Below are 20,556 nucleotides of genomic sequence, written 5' to 3' on the forward strand. Positions count from 1 at the left end.
TTCAATATAGGGCAGGGGGACGTGTCTCACAAGCGTCACTGGATGACGACGCCCTCGGCTTCCTTGCGTTCGCGGATTTCGCGCTGGCGCATGGGCATCTTGTCGATGCTGCGGGTGATCTCGCGCACGTCCCACGGAAACGGCTTCCGCAACTTGATCTCGCCGTCCTTGCCCACCAGCACGAGCATGAAACCACGGGGGCGCATCCGCAGCCGCAGCGGTGCGCGGGCGTCCGGATCCGTATCGCTCAGCACGATGACGTCCCGCGTGGCAAGGTCTTCGGGCTGGGCGCGCAGCAGTTCCATCTGTTCGATATATGCCGGATCGTCGGGGCTGTCGGCAAAGACCACGACGGGACGCTTTTTCCAGCGGAATTCGCTCAAATCCTCCATTTCGGCGGGTGCGAACAGCAGCCCGCCTTCACCGAAGGCATTGGACTGGGCGGTGGCCTGCGTGGCGAATACCCCAGCAAAAACAAGCGTCAGCAGATATTTCACAACTCTTTCCATGTTCGTGAATATAGGGGCTGCATCCGCAAATGCGATGCACATTCTCGGGACTGCGCCCATTAAGCACACTTCAAGGGTTTTGGCAGCATGACGGGCACGTTCCCCGTGACATGGCCGGACCGGGCGGCCGCTTCCAGAAAGAACGGCCAGAGCATCATGGATGTCATTCTGCACCTCGGTGCACATCGCACCGGCACCACCACCTTCCAGCATTACGTTCGGGATCATCTCGACACGCTCGCCCAGGGCGACATCGGCTACTGGGGGCCGGCACGCACGCGCAAGTCCGTCTTTCCGGGCCTGTTTCACGCCGTCAACCCGCGCAGGCCCCAGCGTGCGCAGGGCCGGGTGCGGATGCTTGCGGCCAAGGCCGAGGCACGGGGGGTGCGGCGGCTTCTGATCAGCGACGAGAACATGCTGGGCAGTTGCATCGACGCGTTTCGGCGCGCGGCGCTATACCCGGCGGCAGGGGAGCACATGGCGCGCCTTGCCGCCGCTCTCGGCGGGCGGGTGTCGCGGGTGGTGCTGACGATCCGGGCGCAGGACATGTGGTGGGCCTCCGCCTCCGCCTTGACGGCCGCGAGGGGGCACCGGGTGCATGACGCCGCGAAATACGCCCAGATCGCGCGCGGCGCACGCGGCTGGCGGGACGTCATCACCGATCTCGCCTGCGCCTTGCCGGGGGCCGACATCAGGGTGATGCCCTTTGAAACCTTCGCGGGCCGTCCCGAATGCACCCTGCGCGAGGCGCTCGATCTCGACCTGCCGGGCGACGGCAGGCTGCGCTGGCTGAACCGGTCGCTGCCCCTGACCGAACTGCGGGACGTCCTGCGGGAACGGGGCGGCGACCCGACGGTGCTGCCGCGCGGCGAGGGCCGCTGGCAGCCTTTCACCCTCGCGCAGGCTGCGGCGCTGCGCGAGAAATACGCCGACGATCTGCACTGGCTCGCCGCCGGGGCAGACGGGTTGGCGACACTGACACAGGACGAAATCCGGGCAAGAGCGGGCTCGAACCTGCCACCGGGGCACATGACAGAAGGACATACCCATGAGCAAAGACAAGTGGCGCAGCATCGCTGAGAAGGAACTGCGCGGACGCAAGCTGGACGATCTGACCTGGCGCACGCTGGAGGGGATCGACGTGCAACCGCTCTACACCGCGGAAGACACCGAAGGGCTGGCGCACCTCGGCTCCATCCCGGGCGAGGCGCCGTTCACCCGCGGGGTCAAGGCCACCATGTACGCGGGCCGTCCTTGGACCATCCGGCAATACGCCGGTTTCTCGACGGCCGAGGAATCCAACGCCTTCTACCGCCGCAACCTCGCGGCGGGCCAGCAGGGTGTCTCCGTCGCTTTCGACCTGGCGACGCACCGCGGCTACGACAGCGACCACCCAAGGGTCGAGGGCGACGTGGGCAAGGCCGGGGTCGCCATCGACAGCGTCGAAGACATGAAGATCTTGTTCGACGGCATCCCGCTGGAAAAAGTCTCGGTCTCCATGACCATGAACGGCGCGGTCATTCCCATTCTTGCCAGCTTCATCGTCGCGGGCGAGGAACAGGGCGTGGACCGCGGGCAGCTGTCGGGCACGATCCAGAACGACATCCTCAAGGAGTTCATGGTCCGCAACACCTACATCTATCCGCCCGAACCCTCGATGCGGATCATCGCGGACATCATCGAATACACCGCGAACGAGATGCCGCGCTTCAACTCGATCTCGATTTCGGGCTACCACATGCAGGAAGCGGGCGCGAACCTTGTGCAGGAACTCGCCTTTACCCTCGCGGACGGGCGCGAATATGTCCGCACCGCCATCGCCGCCGGCATGGATGTCGACCGTTTCGCACCCCGCCTGTCGTTCTTCTTCGCCATCGGCATGAACTTTTTCATGGAAGCGGCCAAGCTGCGGGCGGCACGCCTGCTGTGGAGCCGGATCATGGAGGAATTCGCGCCCAAGGATCCCAAGTCGTCCATGCTGCGCACGCATTGCCAGACGAGCGGCGTCAGCCTCGCCGAACAGGATCCCTACAACAACGTCGTGCGCACTGCCTACGAGGCGCTCTCGGCCGTGTTGGGCGGCACCCAGTCGCTGCACACCAACTCTCTCGACGAGGCGATCGGCCTGCCCACCGACCATTCGGCCCGCATCGCGCGGAACACCCAGCTGATCCTGCAGGAAGAAACCGGGGTCACGAACGTCGTCGATCCGCTGGCCGGCTCCTACTACGTCGAGAAGCTTACCGCTGACCTTGCCGAGGAGGCATGGAAGCTGATCGAAGAGGTCGAGGAGATGGGCGGCATGACCAAGGCCGTGGCCTCCGGCATGCCCAAGCTCAGGATCGAGGAAGCCGCCGCCCGGCGTCAGGCCAACATCGACCGGGGGGACGAGGTCATCGTCGGGGTCAACAAGTACCGCCGCGACAAGGAAGACCCGATCGACATCCTCGACGTGGACAACGTCAAGGTGCGCGACAGCCAGATCCAGCGGCTGCAAAAGATCCGCGCGGAACGGGACGAGGCGGCCTGCACGGCCGCGCTCGAGGAACTGACACGGCGCGCCGCGGACGGCGGCAACCTTTTGGAAGCAGCGGTCGAAGCGGCGCGCGCACGCGCCACCGTGGGAGAAATCAGCATGGCAATGGAAAAGCAGTTCGGTCGCCACCGGGCCGAGGTAAAGACCCTGGCGGGTGTCTACGGGGCCGCCTACGAGGGCGACGAGGACTTCGCCGCCATCCAGAAATCGGTCGAGGACTTTGCCGAGGCGGAAGGCCGCCGCCCGCGCATGCTGGTGGTCAAGATGGGGCAGGACGGTCATGACCGGGGTGCCAAGGTCATCGCCACCGCCTTTGCCGACATCGGTTTCGACGTGGACGTCGGCCCGCTTTTCCAGACCCCGGCGGAGGCCGCGCAGGATGCGGTGGACAACGACGTGCACGTGATCGGCATCAGTTCGCAGGCGGCCGGGCACAAGACCCTCGCGCCCCAGCTGGTCAAGGCGCTCAAGGACGCGGGTGCCGAAGACATCCTCGTGATCTGCGGCGGCGTGATCCCGCAGCAGGACTACAAGTTTCTCAGGGATGCCGGGGTCAAGGCGATCTTCGGTCCCGGCACGAATATCCCGGCAGCGGCGCAGGATATCCTCAAGTTGATCCGCGAAGCCCGGACCTGAACGTGCAAGGGGCCGCCGGAAACTCCGGCGGCCCCTTGATGTTGCTGGCGGTCCGGACCGTCAGCTCCGCGACGGGTAGATGCCATTTACGACGATGCAGTAGTAGGCGGCCAGGGACGGCTGCATGTTGCTGTGAGGCAGGTTGCCGCCCGTGTTGGTAATGGCGTCCTGCTCCATGTAGTTGTCCGGCCCCACGGGCAGTTCGTCCGCGTACATCTTGATCCGGTCTTCCGGCGGCAGCGTTTCGTTGACGTTGGGCCGCGCGAGGTAGTCGTTCGCCGGGCGCTGCTTGTCGCCGTTCTCGGTGCTGACGCGCATCAGGTGGTTGTGGGCGGGGATTTCGCTCACCGTCAGGGTATGCGTTTCGGCACCGACCTTCTGGCCCCAGAAGCGCGGCGAGAGCCCGGGCCCGGTTCCAACGCCCATCGGCACCCGCCCCTGCAGGTCCGGCAGGCCAAAGGTCGTCCGGCCGTCGCCGCCGAACGTCGTCCCGACGATGGAGAAGAGCGCGGTATTCTGGCTGATCGCCATCAACGCGCCATTCGCCAGCGCCGTGTTCCGTGGGCAGAAGTTGCCCCCGAACAGGAATATCTCGCCTATCACCCAGTCCTGCGCGGCCGCGGGCGCGGCGGAGGTCATCATACCCAGCGTCAGGGCAACCGGCGCGGCCAAGGCTTTCAAAGCTTTGAATTTAGACATTTTTTTGTCCCTCTGTTAAAATTTGGTGCCAACGGGCCACACTCGCTATGCTGGAAAAGTTACGTGGCGACATTCGCGATTTGAACGCGCCGCGTCAAACGTTAACGGTTCGGATCCTGAAAAGTCTGTTCCCTGCTGCGGCATAAGTGCCGCTAAAATCCTGCGGCCCGGGCACTTCGGCATGGGCATTTTCAATGCGGGGGAAAGAGGTGCCCACGCGGTTCACATCAATTTCTTCCGAACGTCGAAGAACGCGCCGCACCGCATTGCACGCGGTTTCTTCTTTCGCCAATCTCGAAGTGCTTCCGGAATGTGCCGGTCGCCGGAAAGGGAACGGATGATGGAACTCGATCACCTTGCAGTTGCGGGCGAGACACGCGATCTCGCGACCGCCCATGTGGCGCAGGCTCTCGGGGTGGCGCTGCAAGCGGGCGGCGAACACGCCGTCTTTCACACGCACAACACCCTGCTGGGGCTGGAGGAGGGCCTCTACCTCGAGGCGATCGCGATCAATCCGCAGGCGCCCGCACCGGACCGGCCGCGCTGGTTCGACCTCGACCGGTTCGCGGGGCCGCCCCGCCTGACGAACTGGATCTGCCGTTGCGACGATCTGGACGCGACGCTGGCCGCCTTGCCCGACGGCTTCGGCGCGCCGGTCAGCCTGCAGCGGGGCGACCTGCGCTGGCGGATGGCGGTGCCCGCGTCCGGCATCCTGCCCTTCGACAACTGCGCGCCCGCGCTGATGCAATGGGACGGCGACACGCATCCGGCCGCGCGGCTCGCCCCCTCGGGCTGCCGGTTGCGCCGGCTGACGGTGACCCACCCCGAGGCGACGGTGCTGGCCGGAATGCTGGCCCCCTTGCTGATCGGCGGCCATGTCCGCTTAGAGACGGGACCGGCTGGCCTGACCGCCGCCTTCGATACGCCCTCCGGCACGCGAACGCTGACGTGATCCGATTTTGATGCAGAAAACGTTTTCCGCATCCTGACTTCCCCTTGGCGCCGCCCTATGATGCGGCATGTCGATCTGGACCCGCATCACCGAAGCCCTGTCTGCGCTCGCCTCCGGCGAAGGGCTGGCTGCGGTCTTTGACAGGCTGCGCAGCCCGCCGGAGCGGTCCGTGGCCTTTACCATCGCGGTCATCGCGCTGGGTGCCAAGATGGCCAAGGCGGACGGGCTGGTCACCCGCGACGAGGTCACCGCCTTTCGCGAGGTGTTCAAGATCGCCGAAGGCGACACGGCAGGCGCGGCACGGGTATTCAACCTCGCGCGTCAGGATGTCACCGGTTTCGACGACTACGCGCGCCGGATCGCGGACATGTTCAGCGCGCAACCCGACATGCTGCGCGACCTGATGGAGGGGCTGTTCCACATCGCGATGGCGGATGGCACCTATCATCCGAACGAGGACGCGTTTCTTGCCGAAGTCGCCGGGATCTTCGGTCTGCCGGAGGACGATTTCGCCGCGCTCAAGGCCCGCTTCGTGCCGGACACCTCGCCGCTGCCCCACACGGTTCTGGGCATCAGGCCCGGTGCGACGCTGGAAGAGGCGCGGGCGGCATGGCGCAAGCTGGTGCGCGAGAACCATCCCGACGCGCTGGTCGCCCGTGGCCTGCCCGAAGAGGCCGTGCGGATGGCGGAGAAGCGGCTGATCGACATCAACCGCGCCTGGGAAACGCTGTCGAACCGCGCCGCCTGATGCGCATCGCCACCTATAACGTCGAGTGGTTCTCGGCATTGTTCGACACGCGCAACCGGCTGTTCGACGATGGCGAGTGGTCGGCGCGGCACAACGTGACCCGCGCCGCCCAGACGGCAGCGCTGGGGCGGGTCTTCCGGGCTCTGGACGCCGACGCCGTCATGATCATCGAGGCACCGGACCAGAGCCGCAGCCATTCGACCGTCGCGGCGCTCGAATATTTCGCCGAAACCTTCGCGCTGCGCACGACCCATGCGATCATGGGCTTTTCCAACGATACCCAACAGGAAATCGCCCTGCTTTACGATCCGGCGATGCTGACACCGCGCCACGACCCGCGTGGTGCCTTCGCCGGTCCGGAAGGGGCGGTGGGCGCGCCGCGGTTCGACACCGCGCTGCGCATCGATCTGGACATCGACGCGCGGGAGGATCTGGTGGTGTTCTCCAAGCCGCCGCTGGAGCTGTCCGTCGAGACGCGCGGCGGGTTTGACTTCCACATGATCGGTGCGCACCTCAAATCAAAGGCCCCGCATGGCGCAAGAACCCCGCAGGAAGTGCTGAGCCTTGGCGTGGCGAACCGGCGCAAGCAACTGGCGCAGGCGGTCTGGCTCCGGCGGCGGATCGACATGCTGCTCGACGAGGAAAGGCCGCTAGTCGTGCTCGGTGACCTGAACGACGGACCGGGGCTCGACAGCTTCGAGAGCCTGTTCGGCAAGTCGTCGGTCGAGATCGTGATGGGGCAGGAGGGCGAGGCCGGCGCGCTCTTCGATCCGCACGCCCGTCAGGCCCTGTTGCGCAAGCTGGGCGCGGCGCCGACCACCGCGCGTTTCTGGATCAGGCCGGAACAGCGGTTCCTTCAGGCCCTGCTGGATTACGTGATGGTCACCCCGGAGTTCACGGCACGCCACCCGCGATGGCGCATCTGGCACCCGATGGACGATCCCGAATGTTGGCGCGACCCGGTCTTGCGCGACGCGCTGGTCACCGCCTCGGATCACTTCCCGGTGACGCTCGATTTCGATGACGGTCCGCCGGGGGTGTAAAGCGCGCAAGTCGTGCTACATTGCCTGTCATGAGACATCTCGCGCCCCTTGCCCTGCTGATCTGCCTTCCCCTTGCTGTCCATGCCCAGGAGGACGAGGGCGAGCGCGGGCTTTCGCTGATGGAGCGCGGTGCGCAGATGTTCATGGAAGGCATCATGAAGGAAATGGCGCCCGCCATTGACGAATTGGAAGGGCTGGCAGACGATGTGGCCCCGGCGCTGCGCAGCTTTGCGGATGAAATGGGCCCGAAACTCGCCGAGATCCTTGAGCAGGTGAAGGACTGGAGCGTCTACGAAGCGCCGGAGATGCTCCCCAACGGAGACATCATCATCCGGCGCAAGCCCGACGCCCCGATGGAAGAACCTGCCGAACCGACCGAACCTGCGCCGCAGATCGACCTCTAGGCGATCCTCCGGCGCCCGCAGGTTTGCCCGCCTGTCAGGTCCTGGCGGTTTTCAGTTCCACCGTCGCCTGCAAGGATGCGGCAAGCGAATTCAGCCGCGCCTCGGCCACCTCGCCGAACAGCGGCATCATGTCTTCGGTGATCCAGAGCTGAAGCAGCTTCTTCTTGGGAAACCAGCGCAACTCGCCGCGATCCTCGTCCTTGTTCATCCACAGCATCGCGCCGAAACGCATCGCCTTGCCCAGTATTTCCGCCTCGCGCCGCGCGCGTTCGTCGATCATCTCGTATAGATCCTCGAACCGGGTGTTCTCGCGCTTGTTGGAATACCGGTGCAGCAGGGCGAGGCCGAGAAAGACGCGCTCGTAATGTTTCAGTCCGCCAAGGTTGGCGCGGGTGGCATTGTCGAAACAGACCTCGGCGCGGTAGTCCGGGTGGGCGCGCCAGCTCACGTCGTGCAGCAGGCAGGCGGCCTTGACCAGCCGCTTGCGCTGCGGCGTGCTGGATTTGTAGAGCGGCAGGATGAAATTGTAGAGCACCTTGCCGAACCCCGGCGTGCGGGCGTCCTTCGCCTCTGCGAAACGGCAGGCCTCGATCAGCGGGTCGCGGTCGCGCAGGCGCTGGGGCATCTGTTCGTAAAGCATCCCCTCGCGGATCCCGTAGCTGGAAATCGCGATGTCCTTGGGCTTGAAAGTCTTGACCAGACGGCCCAGCACCTCTGACGCATAGGGGACCAGCGCCATCCGCGTGGAGGACACGCCCGCCTCGGCGCGCAGTTCGTCGAGGTTGGATTGCTTGATGAACTTGATGGTCGCGCTGACCGCACGGGGCGTCATGCGGTATTCGTGCAGGACATGCAGCGGGTAGCCCCGGCGTACCATGTCGATGCGGGCGATGGCCCGCCATGACCCGCCCACCAGGAACAGCCGGTCGCGCTGGACGCCCATCCGCTCCTGAAGGCCCTGCATCACGTCCTTGATGTGCGCATTGCGGGCCTTGGCGCCGCCCTTGATGTCGCGCAGCTTGAGCGGGCCCAGTTGCGACGACACGCGCCGCCCCACGCGCCCGCCCGAGATTTCCGCCAGTTCCATCGAAGACCCGCCGATGTCGCAGACCAGCCCATAGGCGCCGGGCCAGCCCAGCAGGACACCCTGTGCCGACAGGCGGGCCTCTTCCTCGCCGTCGATGACCCAGATGCGCAGACCCGTTTCCTGGCGGACCTCGTCGCAGAATGCCTGTCCGTCGCTCGCGTCGCGCACCGCCGCCGTGGCGACGACCGTCAGTTCGCTCAGGCCCATGCTGTCGGCCAGCTTGCGGAAACGCCGCATGGCCGACAGGGCGCGGGCGCGGCCCTCGGGCGACAAGTGGCCGGTCTCGGCCATGCCCGACCCCAGCGCGCACATGATCTTCTCGTTGTAGAAATACGCCGGAGAGCGGGCGGCCCCGTCGAACACCACCAGCCGGACGGAGTTCGAGCCCACGTCGACGACACCGACCCGCGACAGCTTGCGTGCGCTGGGATCCTCGAACAGCGGTTTCGCGAAAAGGCCCAGATCAGCAACGCCGGTTTCAGGCACCGTCGTGTTGGTCTCCGTTAGGTTAGCCATGCGGTCTCCTGGCGGTCGGCTCAACTGCGCGTAAGATGCGGCACGCGGTTGCGAGGGTCAATGTCCGATCCCGTCGGGCGCACGTCAGTCGTCGGTATGGGTCAGCACGGGCACGTCCGATGCCCCGGCCGACCCGCGCCCGGAAAGCGACGGGTTCTCCATGAAGAACCGATGGCAGTTGAAACTGAACTGCCCCTCCACCATCGGGGGCCGCGTGAACTTGCCATCCGGCGCCATGACCCAGCTTTGCGCCACATCCGCGAGGTTGGCCGCCATGATCTGGCTGGTGATCTGGGCCTTCACGGTCGCGTTCTCGATCTCCACCAGGGTTTCGACCCGGCGGTTCAGGTTGCGCCCCATCCAGTCGGCGGACGATATGAAGACCCGTGCCTTCTTGTGCGGCAGGCCGTGACCGTTGCCAAAGCACACGATGCGCGAATGTTCGAGGAAACGGCCCACGATGGATTTGACCCGGATGTTCTCGGACAACCCCTTGATGCCGGGGCGCAGGCCGCAGATGCCGCGCACCACGAGGCTGATCTTCACGCCGGCCTGGCTGGCGGCGTAGAGCGCATCGATCACCTCGGCGTCGATGATGGAGTTCATCTTGGCCCAGATCGCCGCGGGTCTGCCCGCTTCGGCGTGGGTGGCCTCCGCCGCGATCAGTTCCAGCAGGCGGGGCTTCAGCGTGGTCGGCGAAATCGCGAGGTTGTCCAGCTTCTCGGGCTGCGCGTAGCCCGACAGGAAGTTGAAGACCTTGGTCGCGTCCCGCCCTAGCTTCTGGTCGCAGGTGAACAGCGACAGGTCGGTGTAGATCCGCGCCGTGATGGGATGGTAGTTGCCCGTGCCGTAATGGGTGTAGGTCACCAGCTGGTTGCCCTCGCGCCGCACCACGGTGCTGATCTTGGCGTGTGTCTTGAGGTCGAGAAACCCGTAGACCACATGCGCGCCGGCCCGTTCCAGCCGCCGTGACTGCCGGATGTTCGCCGCTTCGTCGAAGCGCGCCTTGAGTTCCACCAGCGCGGTGACCGACTTGCCGTCTTCCGCCGCCTCGCAAAGCGCCTCGACTATCGGGCTGTCGCGAGAGGTCCGGTAAAGCGTCTGCTTGATCGCCACCACGTTGGGATCGCGTGCCGCCTGCGACAGGAACCGCACCACCATGTCAAAGGTCTCGTACGGGTGATGCAGAAGCATGTCCTTCTGGCGGATCGCCTCGAACATGTCGCCGTCGTGGTCGCTGACCCGCTCGGGCACGCGCGGCGTGAACGACGGCCACAACAGGTCCGGGCGCGCGTCCGTCACCAGTTCGCTCAGGTCGTCGAGACCGATCATGCCGTCGATCTCGATCACGTCGCGGTCGTGCACGCCCAGTTCGGCCATCACCACCGCCTTGAGCTTTTCCGGCGCCCCTGCGGAATGGGTCAGGCGGACAACCTCCCCGCGGCGGCGGCGCTTCAGCGCGACCTCGAACTCGCGCACGAGATCCTCGGCCTCTTCCTCGACCTCGAGATCGCTGTCGCGCAGCACCCGGAACTCGAAATGGTTCTTCAGCTTGTAGCCCGGAAACAGCTCCGGCACCTTGAGAACCAGCAGGTCCTCCATCGGCAGGTACCGCAGCACGCCGTCCGGCGCGGGCAGTTGCACGAAACGGTCGATCTGCGCCGGGATCGGCAGCAACGCCTGCAGCGGGCGCTTGTCGCGGGTGCGTTCAAGCTGCAGCGCGAGCGCGTAGCCCGTGTTGGGTATGAAGGGAAAGGGGTGGGCCGGGTCGATGGCCAGCGGCGACAGCACGGCGAATACCTGCGTCAGGAACATCTCGTTCAGGTACTCGTGGTCGGCCTCCGTCAGGTCGGGTCCGTGTTCGAGAAAGATGTTCTGGGCGTCCATTTCCGCCATCAGGTCCACCAGCACCCGCTGCTGGTTCATCATCAGGTTGCGCGCGTCCTCGTTGATCAGAACCAGTTGCTCGGCAGGCGACAGCCCGTCGGCGGCAGGGGCGGTGTTGCCCGCCTGTGCCAGTTCGCGCAGGCCCGCGACCCGCACGGTATAGAATTCATCGAGGTTCCCCGCGCTGATCGACAGGAAACGCAGCCGTTCCAGCAACGGCACGCGGGGGTTCTCGGCCTCTTCGAGGACACGCCAGTTGAACCCCAGCCAGCTCAGCTCGCGGTTGAAGAAGCGGCCCGGTCCCGCGGTATCGAGCTCGGGCAGGTCGGTGGCGGGCGGAAACGGGGCTTCAAGGAAATCTGATTGGGTCATGGCGGCCTTATGGCGCTGATGTGTAACGAAGTTGCGACAACGGGCGGAGTATCAGCCCCCGGCGGGGGGCTTGTCCAGCACCTGCGCGGCCAGGTGCCGGGTCAGGGGCTTCTTCTGCGCAAGGCTCGCCGCGTCGAGCCGCCTCACGAGGTCGATCGCGGCGGCGAACGACCGGTCCATCCTCGACAGCAGATAGGGGATCAGGTCCGCCTTGGGGGTCAGCTGGCGATCGGCCAGCAACTTGGCCAGAAGCGCGGTCAGCAGCATGTCGTCGGGCGCCTCCAGCGCCACGGCGGTCGTGCCGCGCATCCTGCTGGCGAGATCGGGCAGGGTCAGCCCCCAGTGCTTCACCGCCGGCGTCCCGGTCAGCAGCAGGCTGTGGCCCTCGGCCAGAACGAGGTTGTGAAGGTGAAAGAGCGCGGTCTGCGCGTCAGAGTCCTGCGCGATGTCGGGCACGTCCTCCACCGCGAGGGGGCCGGAGGCCAGTGCGGGCACGTCAGCGCCCGGCAGCGCCGTCGCCTGAACGATGCGCGCCCGCGCCTGTGTCGCCCAGACATGGGCGAGGTGGGTCTTGCCCGCGCCCGTCGGACCGGTCAGCGCCAGCTTGCCGCCCGACCAGTCCGGCCAGCGGTCGATCATCGCCAGTGCCATCGCGTTCGATGGCGCGACGAAAAAGGCGTCACGCCCCAGCGCGGTGCGGCTGGGCAGGTCGAACCCCAGTTGTCGGGCCATGTCAGTCGTCCATCGTCGTCGGATCGGTACCGAGGTACAGCATGCTGTGTTTGTAGCGGTCGATGGCAAATCGTGCCAACACCCCCAGGGCGGCGGCCAGCGGCACCGCCACCAGCATCCCGACAAAGCCGAACAGCGTACCGAAGACCGACAGGGCGAGGATCAGCCAGACCGGATGCAGCCCGACGGAATCGCCCACCAGCTTGGGCGTCAGCACGTTGCCTTCGACCACCTGACCGATCACGAAGATGCCCGCGACCAGCCCGATGGAGACCCAGTCGCCCCAGAACTGGAACAGCGCCAGCCCGATGGCCAGCGCCCCGCCAAGAAGCGCGCCGAGATAGGGGATGAAGGTCACCAGACCGGCAATGAACCCCACGACCAGGCCGAACTGCAGCCCCACCAGCATCAGGGCGAAGGCATAGTAGGTGCCGAGGATGAGACAGACGGTCCCCATGCCGCGGATGAACGAGGCCAGCGTCTGGTCCACGTCCCGCGCCAGTTGCCGGATCGTCGGGGCGTGGTCGCGCGGCAGCAGCCGGTCGATGGCGGCCACCATGCGGTCCCAGTCCAGCAGCAGGTAGACCGACACCACCGGAACGATGACGAACAGGATGATCACGTTCAGGATCGACGCGAACGAGGCGATGGCGGTTTCAAGCAGCTGGCCACCACGTTCCTGGATCGTCTCTCCGACCGAGGTGAGCGAATTGCGCAGGGTCGAATCCTCTTCCAGCAACGCGGGAAACCGCGTCGTCATGAAATCGGTGAAATCCCGGAAGAGCCGTGGCGCCGTCTCGACCAGCGATGTGGCCTGGGACACCAGCGTCGGGATCACGAGCAGCGCCATGATCACGAAGATCAGGATCGCGACGAAGGTGATGACGGCGGTGGCAAGGGTCCGGCTCAGCCCCAGCCGTTCCAGCCGATCCGCGATCGGGTCGAGGAAATAGGCGATGGCCCCGCCCAGCAGGAACGGCACCAGGACCTGGCCCAGGAACCACAGCGCCACCATGAACACCACTGCCGCGATGCCCCAGTATTTCAGTTGCTCTCGGATCGGCAGGGCCATGGGTCTCTCCGGAAATGATGGCATATCCCTTCGCCCATGGCGCGGCGATTTTCAAGTGTCAGCGGCGCGCGGCCCGCGATTTGACCAGCCGCAGATGCAGGATTGCAAAGCCGGTCACGCAGGCGATGGCGATGCACAGAACCCATTTGGAGCGGGTTTCCATCGTTCCCTCGATCAGCAGCGCGTGCACGATGCTGCCCAGAACCACCACCGCGGCCAGCAGGTTGTGCAAGACCTTCCACTGGGTCGAACGCAACGGCAGCAGTCGGCGCAGCGCCACCAGCGCGACGGTCGCGACCAGCGCCCACATCGCCATCACGCCATAGACGGAAAACGGCGTGGGCGACACCAGCATCAACGCGTCCAGCGTGTCCGGGGGGCTGGTCAGGTACAACCCGCCGATATGCACGATGACGGCGGCGCACAGCACGGCCCCCATGCGCCGGTGCCAGCGCCGGGCGGCGGCGGCGCTGAGGCCGGGCAGGTAGTTGCCCGCCAGCAGGGGCTGGACGAGAAGAACCGCCAGCGCCGTGGCCCCGGCCACGCCCGCGGCGATGTAGACGGGCGCGCGGCCCGCGAGATAGGGGCTGGTCCAGATCAGACCGACCGGGATCAACGCCGCCAGCGTCACCGCGGCCCAGGCCGCCGCTCGGGGCAGTCCGGGCAGCATCGGTCAGGCGGGGGCCAGAACGAAATCCGCGGTCAGGCTGGTGTCGCTCGCGGAGGGCATCACCGGCCGCAGGAAGACCGTCCTGTAGGCACCGTCGTCATACGCCAGATGCGCGTGCGGCTGACCGAAATTCGGCACGATCTGCTCCATCTCCAGCCGGTAGGATCCGTCGGCGCGTGTCAGGACGCTGCCGTGGTTGGAGGGCTCGCGCTCGCCGCCTCGGGTCGTGGCCGCCCAGATCTGGATGCGGACGCCTTCCAGCGGCGCGCCGTCTCCCGCGCGGCGCACGGTGCCCGACATCTCGAAACCCTTCCCAAGGCTGTCGACAAGCGGCGCGTTCGGGCGGTAGTTGTTGCTGCCGCCGCGCATGGTCTCGGTGGGCGAAAGGCCTTCCTGCGCCCATGCGGCGCCGATCAGGCCGCGCGGCGCGGTCGCAAGGGCGAGGCCGCCGAGGCCCGCGGCAATCAGAAAGGACCGGCGATTGTAGAACGGGGTATTCATCAGGGTCTCCTTCATCGTCAGGATATCTTGCTGACCGACGATATAGATCACACGCCGATGCAACAAACCCACGCGTGCACGCTCCGGTCGGGCATGGGCGAACAATTTTCGTTTTAACAACAGGATGTTCCGGCGTGATGTTGGCAGCGGTTGGTCTCGCCGTCACGCAATCGTGACCCCCGCGCCGGGGCCGATCACGTCCGGGGCATCAGGTCGTTCAGCCGCCGCACGAGCTGGTCGCGGGTGAACGGCTTGGAGATGAAGTTGACCCCCGGATCGAGGCGCCCGTGGTGAACGATCGAATTCTCGGTATAGCCTGACATGAACAGGACCGGCAGATCGGGCATCAGCGTGCGCGCAAGCTCGGCCAGCTTCGAGCCGCTGATCTCTCCGGGGAGGACGACGTCGGTCAGCAGGATGTCGAAACCGCCGCGTTTCACGCGCTCCAGCCCTTCCTCGCCGGTCTGAACCCCTTCGACATCGAACCCGACGCGGGCGAGGCTGCGGCTGAGGTAGCGCAGCACGCCGGGGTCGTCCTCCACCAGCAGGATGCGGCCCGAACCGCTGTCGGCCGTCTCCGCGCCGCTGCCTTGCAAGGTCCGCTGCGCCTCGTCCTCCGAGATATGGCGCGGGAAATACATCCGCACCGTGGTGCCCATTTCTCCTTCGGAGTAGATCTTGACGTGGCCGAGTGACTGTTTGACGAACCCGAATACCATGCTCAGGCCCAAACCGCTGCCCTTGCCGACCTCCTTGGTGGTGAAGAAGGGGGTGAAGGCTTCCTCGATGGTCTCGGGGTCCATGCCATGGCCCGTGTCGCTGACCGCGATCATGACGTATTGACCCGGTTCCACCTCCGCATGGCGTGCGGCATAGTCGTGGTCGAGCCTCGTGTTTGCGGTCTCGATCGTCAGCTTGCCGCCATTGGGCATGGCATCGCGGGCGTTCAGTGCGAGGTTCAGCACCGCGTTCTCGAGCTGGCTGCGGTCGATCTGCGTTTCCCACAGACCGCCGGAACTGACGAGCTCGACGTCTATGTTTTCAGTGACGGTGCGGCGGATCATCGGATCGAAGGCGCGCAGGAGCGCGTTCACGTCCGTGGGCTCGGGCCGCAGCGGCTGCTTGCGGGCAAAGGAGAGCAGCCGCGATGTCAGGGTCGCGCCCCTGAGCGCGGCATCGCGGATCTCGCCGGCCAGTTCCAGATCGAGCTTGCCCATTTCCTCGAGCAAGAGTTCGGCGTTGCCCATCACGACGGCGAGAATGTTGTTGAAATCATGCGCGATTCCGCCCGTGAGTTGTCCGATCGCCTGCAGTTTCTGGGCGTGGATCAGCCGGGCCTCGATCTCGGCCCGCGAGATGACGCTGCCGAGTGCCTCTGCGATCAGGTCCCATTCCAGCCGGGCGTTGTCGTCCTTGACCAGATCGGGCCGCCCGCTCACGACAAGGGCCCCGCGAAACTCGCCCGATACCGCGAGCGGCAGCGCCACGGCCTCCTCCACCGCGACCCGATCGGCCCAGGCCGCCGCCGCCGCCGACATGAACTCCCTGCGCCAGCCCTTTTCGGGATACTGTTGCTGGTAGGCGGTCAGCGACCCGTTGAGCCTGGCCCCCCGAACGCCATCCACGGCCAGTTCGCCGGTCACGGCCTGCACCTGCAGCCGGTTCCGGACGCCGACCACGATGGCGATGCCTGCGCTGTCCATGGCTCCGTGGATGATCGTGCCCGCCTGCTCGAGGTAGTCTCCGCTGGAGATGTCGACAGCAGACAGACGGTGGATCACGGAAACGGCCCGGCGCAGGGCGGAGATGGTGTGCGACAGGTGCAGTTCCGCGCGCACGCGGCGGCCGACCTCGGCATTCAGTTCACCGATCGTTTCCGCCAGAAGCCGGAAGCGCGTGGAAAGTTCCGGCTCGGGATCGAGCAGCAGAAGCACCTGCGGCGGGGCGTCCTTGAGGGCCAGCCGCATCGCCTTTGCCGCGAGGGGCGGGTTGCCCGCGTGCCGGCGGACGCTCGACATGATCGGCGAGGTCACGGTCAACGCATCCCGCATGAAGGCGTCGAAGGCGCCGTCCTCGATCAGGAACGCGTCCGATACCGGCACATCCCGCCGGTTCAGCACCGGGCCCAGCAGATCCACCGCGTGCGCGCTGGCATATCGCACGACCCCCGCCGCCGGGTCGATGATCAGCGTGGCGTTTCCCGTCAGTCGGGACAGCGTGTCGAGGGTTTGCCCGTCGGTGTCGGTCATGCCCGTGCTAAACCGCGCTTCCGAAGAACTCGCTTTCCCCGGTGGCGGGCGCGTGGTCGGGGGGGACGAGACGCACGATGACACGGCATCCGGGATCGCCGCGCGCGATGGACTTGTCGATGGTCACCCGTGCATAGCCGAGGTTTTCCGCCGTGACATGACCGAAGATGTTGGCCGTCATCCGGCAGATCGAGGGCAGGCCCACCACGCTTTCGCCGAAGGGGCAGGCCGTGTTCACGAGCACGATCTTCTCGGCATCGATCGATTCGATGGAGAAGCCGCCTTCGAGCCGGGCCTTCAGGTCGACCAGCGTCGCGGCCACCTGCCGCGTGTCCAGCTGCTGTACCGCATAGGCGGCGCGATAATCCGCGTTGATGATCCGCCCCAGCGAAACCCCGACGTAGTTCACGTAGGCTTCCGCCTCGCTTTCGCCGATGGTCTGTTCAAGCAGACCCATGAGCTGGCGCAGGACGGAGCGCATGAACGCGTCCTTTTCGACCGCCGGCGCGCGTTCCGGTTCGGGTAGATCGTGGGTCATGGCACGCTTCTCCGGCTGCGACGCGCCTCGGTGTCCGTCCTTGCGTCCGGCAGCGGTCGTCGCACGTTCAATACCGCACCATACCCCAAACGCGGCCAAAATCCAACCGGCAGACAGCGCGCGCGCCCGCCGGTGCGGGGCGCGGTTGACTGCACCGGCTTTGGGCATACTCTGCCGCCGACACACCGGCAGGAGATCCCCATGCGCAGCGACTTCGACGAGGAACTGGAAGGGCGGCTCGTCCGCTACGCCGCCATAGACACGCAAAGCGACGCGGCATCGCCCGACCAGCCCAGCACGGCGATCCAGCTCGACCTGTCGCGGTTGCTGGTCGAGGAGCTGGAACAGATGGGGGCGCAGGATGTCGTCCTGACGGACTACGGCGTGGTGCTGGCGACCGTGCCGGGCACCGCGCCGGGGCCGGTGATGGGGTGGTGCGCCCATGTGGACACCGCGCCGCAGTACAACGCCACCGGGGTCAAACCGGTGGTGCACCGCCGCTACAACGGCGGCGACATCTCCTTTGCCGATGCGCCGGACCTGAAGCTCAACCCGGAGGTCTCGCCCCACCTGGCGGGCAAGGAGGGCGAGGACATCATCACCGCGAGCGGCCTGACCCTTCTGGGCGGGGACGACAAGGCGGGGGTGGCCATCGCGATGACCGCCGCGCGGCACCTGCTGGAAAACCCCGACATCCCGCATGGTCCGATTCGCCTGGCCTTCACCCCGGACGAGGAGATCGGGCGCGGCGTGGATCCCCGCCTGCCGGCCGACCTCGGCGCCGATTTCGCCTATACCTTCGATGGCGGCAAGCCCGGCGAGATCGAGTACGAGACCTTCTCGGCCGATGGGGCCAAGGTGACGGTGACGGGCGTCTCGGCGCATCCGGGCTTTGCCAGGGGCAAGATGGTGAACGCCCTGCACCTCGCCTCCAAGATCGTGATGACCCTGCCGCATGTGACCATGACGCCCGAGACCACGGAGGGAACGGAGGGCTTTCTCCACGTGGTGGAGATGCAGGGCGGGTCGTCCGAGGCGGTGATCACCCTGATCCTGCGCGACTTCGAGCGCGCGGGGCTGGAGGCCAAGGGTGCGCTGCTGCGGCAGGTCTGCGATGCCGTGGCCGCGACCGAGCCGCGCGCGCGGATCACCTGCGAAATCACGCCGCAGTACCGCAACATGCGCTACTGGCTCGAAAAGGACATGACCCCGGTGGATCTGGTGCGCGCGGCCGTCGCGGACGTGGGGCTCACGCCCGTCTCGGTACCGATCCGGGGCGGGACCGACGGCTCGCGCCTGACCGAGATGGGCGTGCCGTGCCCCAACGTCTTTACCGGGATGCAGGAAATCCACGGCCCGCTGGAGTGGATTTCGGTGCAGGACATGGCGTTGGCGACACGGGTGGCGATCGCGCTGGCGCGGCGGGCGGTGACCTGACGGCGCGGGCCTGCGGCCCGCACGCGATGCCTGCGATTTGGCGGGGCCAAATCGCGATGCGAGACGCTGTCTCGCGCTCTGGTGTATTTGGGGAACAATGAAGGGGCAGGGGGGCGACCGGCAGGCAGCTGCGTGCCGGTCGCGGATCGTCAGCCGGCGAGGCCCAGCTTGGCCACGTGGATCTCGAAGGTGGGATGCATCTCGGCACCCACCACGCCGGGACGGTAGTGACGGTAGATCGAGCGCCAGTAGGGCTGGATCACGACGCCTTCGTCCTGCATCAGCTTCTCGATCTTCGCCATGACCTCGCGGCGCTGGTCCGCGTCCGCGATGGCCAGCGCTTCCGTCAGCAGCGAGTCGAACTCTTCGTTGGAGAAGGCGGTCTCGTTCCAGGCTTCGCCGGACCGATACGCCAGCGCCAGCACCTGCACGCCCAGCGGCCGCTGCGCCCAGTCGGTGGAGGAGAACGGATAGCCGACCCAGTCGTTCCAGAAGGTGGCACCCGGCAGGATCGTCCGCTTGACGTTGATGCCCGCGTCCCGCAGCTGGGCGGCCACGCTGTCGGTGGTGTTCTTGCGCCATGTGTCGTCGATCGAGATCAGATCGTGCTCGAAATCGGCCATGCCGGCCTCTTCCATCAGCGCGACCGCCGCGGCGGGGTCGTAGACCGGCTTGCCCACGTCCGCGTATTCCGGGTGCAGCGGCGCCACGTGGTGGTTCTCCGCCACGAGCCCGTTGTCGTTGAAGCCCAGTTCGAGGCAGACGGCGTTGTTCACCGCCATCGCCAGCGCGCGCCGCACCCGCACGTCCGCATAGGGCTTCGTGCCGTTGACCTCGGCCTCCTGGTTGGTGCGGATCACGATCGTGTTCGCGGTCACGGCCTCCGACTTCTCCCAGCCGAAATCGTCGAAGAGCGTGATGTAGTCGCCCAGGGATTCATAGAGCATGTCCACTTCCTCGGACTCGACGGCCGCGAGAACGGCCGACTGCTCGGTCCCGTAGTCGATGTATTCGATCCGGTCGAGATAGGCGCCCTCACCCCACCACTGGTGATCGGGATTGCGTTCGAGTACGGCGCGCACGCCCACCTCGAATTCCGCCGGAAGGTAGGGGCCAGTCCCGATCGGATTTTCCAGCGGGTTGCCGGTGGACGAGCTGTGGACCACGGCGGCCGGGTAATCGGAAAAGCCCGCGATCAGCGTGATGTCGGCGTTGTTCAGGGTCAGCTTCACGGTGCGGTCATCCACCACTTCGATCGCCCCCTCGCGCGCCTGGCCGGTTTCCGCGTCCACCAGCGACGCCATGCGGGAGGCCATGGAATTGCCTTCGACCCCTTTGTCGCACCAGCGTTCGATGTTCATCGCGACATCCTCGGCCGTGAAGGGCTCGCCGTTGTTCCAGGTGACGCCCTCGCGCACCTTCAACGTGTATTCGGTGGCATCCTCGTTGATCTCCCAGCTTTCCAGCAGCGAGGGCGCGAAGGAGCCGTCGGTCTGGTATTCGACGAGGTATTCCAGCCAGCCGCGGGTGAAGTTCGACATCTGCGGCCAGTCGAAGGTGCGCGGATCTTTCAGCGCCTTCACGCTGCTCTGGATGCGGAGGGTTCCGCCCTGCTGGGCATGGGCGGCGGCCCGCACGGGGCGCGACAGGCCGATCAGGGCGTAGGCCGCCGTCGCCGTCAGCCCCAGCGAGGTCGCACGGGTGAGGAATTCGCGCCGCGACAGGCTGCCGTCGGCGACTTCGCGGGCGTAGGCACGGGCGGCGGGGTGGGTGGAGTGGGATGGCATCATGAGGGTCTCTTGTCCAGGAAACGTCAAAGGGTGCACGGTCGAGCGGCGCGGGCCGGTCCGGTCACCACATAGCGCGTGCCCCGGGATATCAAACACGTTCCGGTCCGCGCATCGCGATTGCGGGCGGCGCGGACATGGCATAGTCAGGCCGCAGAAGTCGTCCAACAAGGGAGCCCGC

The 20,556-nt window shown here is 66.3% G+C and carries 19 protein-coding genes; 7 read left to right on the forward strand and 12 right to left on the reverse strand.

The window, feature by feature from the left end; genetic code table 11:
• Positions 1-35 precede the first annotated feature (35 nt).
• Positions 36-497, reverse strand: coding sequence for a DUF4174 domain-containing protein (locus BOO69_RS05180; RefSeq protein WP_071970929.1), 462 nt, complete (start codon positions 495-497; stop codon positions 36-38).
• A gap of 99 nt (positions 498-596) precedes the next feature.
• Here BOO69_RS05180 and BOO69_RS05185 point away from each other — a divergent pair, with 99 nt between their 5' ends.
• Entirely contained in the window at positions 597-1,589 is a 993-nt protein-coding gene (locus tag BOO69_RS05185) for a hypothetical protein (RefSeq protein WP_237267566.1), read from the forward strand.
• Positions 1,558-3,681: a methylmalonyl-CoA mutase gene (scpA, locus tag BOO69_RS05190; RefSeq protein WP_071970933.1), complete on the forward strand. Its 2,124-nt coding sequence runs from the start codon at positions 1,558-1,560 to the stop codon at positions 3,679-3,681. The genes BOO69_RS05185 and scpA overlap by 32 nt, the downstream gene beginning before the upstream one ends.
• A 60-nt stretch (positions 3,682-3,741) precedes the next feature.
• Here scpA and BOO69_RS05195 read toward each other — a convergent pair whose 3' ends face one another.
• Both BOO69_RS05195 and BOO69_RS23200 read right to left on the reverse strand, forming a co-directional pair.
• The gene (locus tag BOO69_RS05195; RefSeq protein WP_216637007.1) at positions 3,742-4,380 is read right to left on the reverse strand and encodes a phage tail protein; all 639 of its coding nucleotides are present in this window, start codon (positions 4,378-4,380) and stop codon (positions 3,742-3,744) included.
• Positions 4,381-4,474: 94 nt separating this feature from the next.
• A complete protein-coding gene (locus BOO69_RS23200) occupies positions 4,475-4,672 on the reverse strand; it encodes a hypothetical protein (protein ID WP_172839499.1) in 198 nt (65 codons plus the stop codon).
• A gap of 45 nt (positions 4,673-4,717) precedes the next feature.
• On the opposite strand from BOO69_RS23200, the gene BOO69_RS05200 reads away from it, so the two are divergent.
• The 4 genes from BOO69_RS05200 (at position 4,718) to BOO69_RS05215 (ending at position 7,527) form a co-directional block, all read left to right on the forward strand.
• Positions 4,718-5,332, forward strand: a complete 615-nt coding sequence (locus tag BOO69_RS05200) for a VOC family protein (protein ID WP_083545454.1) — start codon at positions 4,718-4,720, stop codon at positions 5,330-5,332.
• Between the two features lie 67 nt (positions 5,333-5,399).
• Positions 5,400-6,080: a molecular chaperone DjiA gene (locus BOO69_RS05205; protein ID WP_071970935.1), complete on the forward strand. Its 681-nt coding sequence runs from the start codon at positions 5,400-5,402 to the stop codon at positions 6,078-6,080.
• Positions 6,080-7,123, forward strand: a complete 1,044-nt coding sequence (locus BOO69_RS05210) for an endonuclease/exonuclease/phosphatase family protein (protein ID WP_071970937.1) — start codon at positions 6,080-6,082, stop codon at positions 7,121-7,123. Before BOO69_RS05205 ends, BOO69_RS05210 begins: the two co-directional genes overlap by 1 nt.
• Positions 7,124-7,152: 29 nt before the next feature.
• Positions 7,153-7,527: a hypothetical protein gene (locus tag BOO69_RS05215; protein WP_071970939.1), complete on the forward strand. Its 375-nt coding sequence runs from the start codon at positions 7,153-7,155 to the stop codon at positions 7,525-7,527.
• Between the two features lie 34 nt (positions 7,528-7,561).
• On the opposite strand, the gene BOO69_RS05220 is transcribed toward BOO69_RS05215, so the two are convergent.
• The 8 genes from BOO69_RS05220 to BOO69_RS05255 form a co-directional block, all read right to left on the reverse strand.
• A complete protein-coding gene (locus tag BOO69_RS05220; RefSeq protein ID WP_071970941.1) occupies positions 7,562-9,130 on the reverse strand; it encodes a Ppx/GppA family phosphatase in 1,569 nt (522 codons plus the stop codon).
• 84 nt (positions 9,131-9,214) lie between these two features.
• Complete coding sequence (locus BOO69_RS05225) at positions 9,215-11,389, reverse strand: RNA degradosome polyphosphate kinase (protein ID WP_071970944.1); 2,175 nt, start codon at positions 11,387-11,389, stop codon at positions 9,215-9,217.
• 51 nt (positions 11,390-11,440) lie between these two features.
• Complete coding sequence (locus tag BOO69_RS05230; RefSeq protein WP_071970946.1) at positions 11,441-12,121, reverse strand: P-loop NTPase family protein; 681 nt, start codon at positions 12,119-12,121, stop codon at positions 11,441-11,443.
• Position 12,122: 1 nt separating this feature from the next.
• Complete coding sequence (locus BOO69_RS05235; protein WP_071970948.1) at positions 12,123-13,193, reverse strand: AI-2E family transporter; 1,071 nt, start codon at positions 13,191-13,193, stop codon at positions 12,123-12,125.
• A gap of 58 nt (positions 13,194-13,251) precedes the next feature.
• Complete coding sequence (locus tag BOO69_RS05240) at positions 13,252-13,863, reverse strand: ferric reductase-like transmembrane domain-containing protein (protein ID WP_071970950.1); 612 nt, start codon at positions 13,861-13,863, stop codon at positions 13,252-13,254.
• 3 nt (positions 13,864-13,866) lie between these two features.
• On the reverse strand, positions 13,867-14,364 hold the full coding sequence (locus tag BOO69_RS05245; protein WP_071973652.1) for a peptidase associated/transthyretin-like domain-containing protein: 498 nt from the start codon (positions 14,362-14,364) through the stop codon (positions 13,867-13,869).
• A gap of 194 nt (positions 14,365-14,558) precedes the next feature.
• Positions 14,559-16,613 carry a response regulator gene (locus BOO69_RS05250; protein WP_071970952.1) on the reverse strand — a complete coding sequence of 685 codons (2,055 nt, stop codon included), beginning with the start codon at positions 16,611-16,613 and terminating at the stop codon, positions 14,559-14,561.
• A gap of 7 nt (positions 16,614-16,620) precedes the next feature.
• Positions 16,621-17,151, reverse strand: coding sequence for a methanogen output domain 1-containing protein (locus tag BOO69_RS05255; protein ID WP_071970954.1), 531 nt, complete (start codon positions 17,149-17,151; stop codon positions 16,621-16,623).
• Positions 17,152-17,352: 201 nt separating this feature from the next.
• Here BOO69_RS05255 and pepT point away from each other — a divergent pair, with 201 nt between their 5' ends.
• Positions 17,353-18,588 carry a peptidase T gene (gene pepT / locus BOO69_RS05260; RefSeq protein WP_071970957.1) on the forward strand — a complete coding sequence of 412 codons (1,236 nt, stop codon included), beginning with the start codon at positions 17,353-17,355 and terminating at the stop codon, positions 18,586-18,588.
• A gap of 149 nt (positions 18,589-18,737) precedes the next feature.
• Here pepT and BOO69_RS05265 read toward each other — a convergent pair whose 3' ends face one another.
• Positions 18,738-20,378 (reverse strand): ABC transporter substrate-binding protein, encoded by a 1,641-nt coding sequence (locus tag BOO69_RS05265; protein WP_071970959.1) that lies wholly within the window; start codon positions 20,376-20,378, stop codon positions 18,738-18,740.
• Between the last annotated feature and the right edge of the window lie 178 nt (positions 20,379-20,556).

It is taken from the genome of Sulfitobacter alexandrii (genome assembly GCF_001886735.1).
GTDB lineage: Bacteria > Pseudomonadota > Alphaproteobacteria > Rhodobacterales > Rhodobacteraceae > Sulfitobacter > Sulfitobacter alexandrii.

Bases quoted from the DNA above. Each gene is read 5' to 3' on its own strand.
- BOO69_RS05220 (WP_071970941.1), bottom strand. From the start codon at position 9,130: ATGGCTAACCTAACGGAGACCAACACGACGGTGCCTGAAACCGGCGTT.
- scpA (WP_071970933.1), top strand. From the start codon at position 1,558: ATGAGCAAAGACAAGTGGCGCAGCATCGCTGAGAAGGAACTGCGCGGA.
- BOO69_RS05225 (WP_071970944.1), bottom strand. From the start codon at position 11,389: ATGACCCAATCAGATTTCCTTGAAGCCCCGTTTCCGCCCGCCACCGAC.
- BOO69_RS05245 (WP_071973652.1), bottom strand. From the start codon at position 14,364: ATGAATACCCCGTTCTACAATCGCCGGTCCTTTCTGATTGCCGCGGGC.
- BOO69_RS05195 (WP_216637007.1), bottom strand. From the start codon at position 4,380: ATGTCTAAATTCAAAGCTTTGAAAGCCTTGGCCGCGCCGGTTGCCCTG.
- BOO69_RS05250 (WP_071970952.1), bottom strand. From the start codon at position 16,613: ATGACCGACACCGACGGGCAAACCCTCGACACGCTGTCCCGACTGACG.
- BOO69_RS05240 (WP_071970950.1), bottom strand. From the start codon at position 13,863: ATGCTGCCCGGACTGCCCCGAGCGGCGGCCTGGGCCGCGGTGACGCTG.
- BOO69_RS05265 (WP_071970959.1), bottom strand. From the start codon at position 20,378: ATGATGCCATCCCACTCCACCCACCCCGCCGCCCGTGCCTACGCCCGC.
- BOO69_RS05200 (WP_083545454.1), top strand. From the start codon at position 4,718: ATGATGGAACTCGATCACCTTGCAGTTGCGGGCGAGACACGCGATCTC.
- BOO69_RS05255 (WP_071970954.1), bottom strand. From the start codon at position 17,151: ATGACCCACGATCTACCCGAACCGGAACGCGCGCCGGCGGTCGAAAAG.
- BOO69_RS05230 (WP_071970946.1), bottom strand. From the start codon at position 12,121: ATGGCCCGACAACTGGGGTTCGACCTGCCCAGCCGCACCGCGCTGGGG.
- BOO69_RS05185 (WP_237267566.1), top strand. From the start codon at position 597: ATGACGGGCACGTTCCCCGTGACATGGCCGGACCGGGCGGCCGCTTCC.
- BOO69_RS05215 (WP_071970939.1), top strand. From the start codon at position 7,153: ATGAGACATCTCGCGCCCCTTGCCCTGCTGATCTGCCTTCCCCTTGCT.
- BOO69_RS05235 (WP_071970948.1), bottom strand. From the start codon at position 13,193: ATGGCCCTGCCGATCCGAGAGCAACTGAAATACTGGGGCATCGCGGCA.
- pepT (WP_071970957.1), top strand. From the start codon at position 17,353: ATGCGCAGCGACTTCGACGAGGAACTGGAAGGGCGGCTCGTCCGCTAC.
- BOO69_RS05210 (WP_071970937.1), top strand. From the start codon at position 6,080: ATGCGCATCGCCACCTATAACGTCGAGTGGTTCTCGGCATTGTTCGAC.
- BOO69_RS05205 (WP_071970935.1), top strand. From the start codon at position 5,400: ATGTCGATCTGGACCCGCATCACCGAAGCCCTGTCTGCGCTCGCCTCC.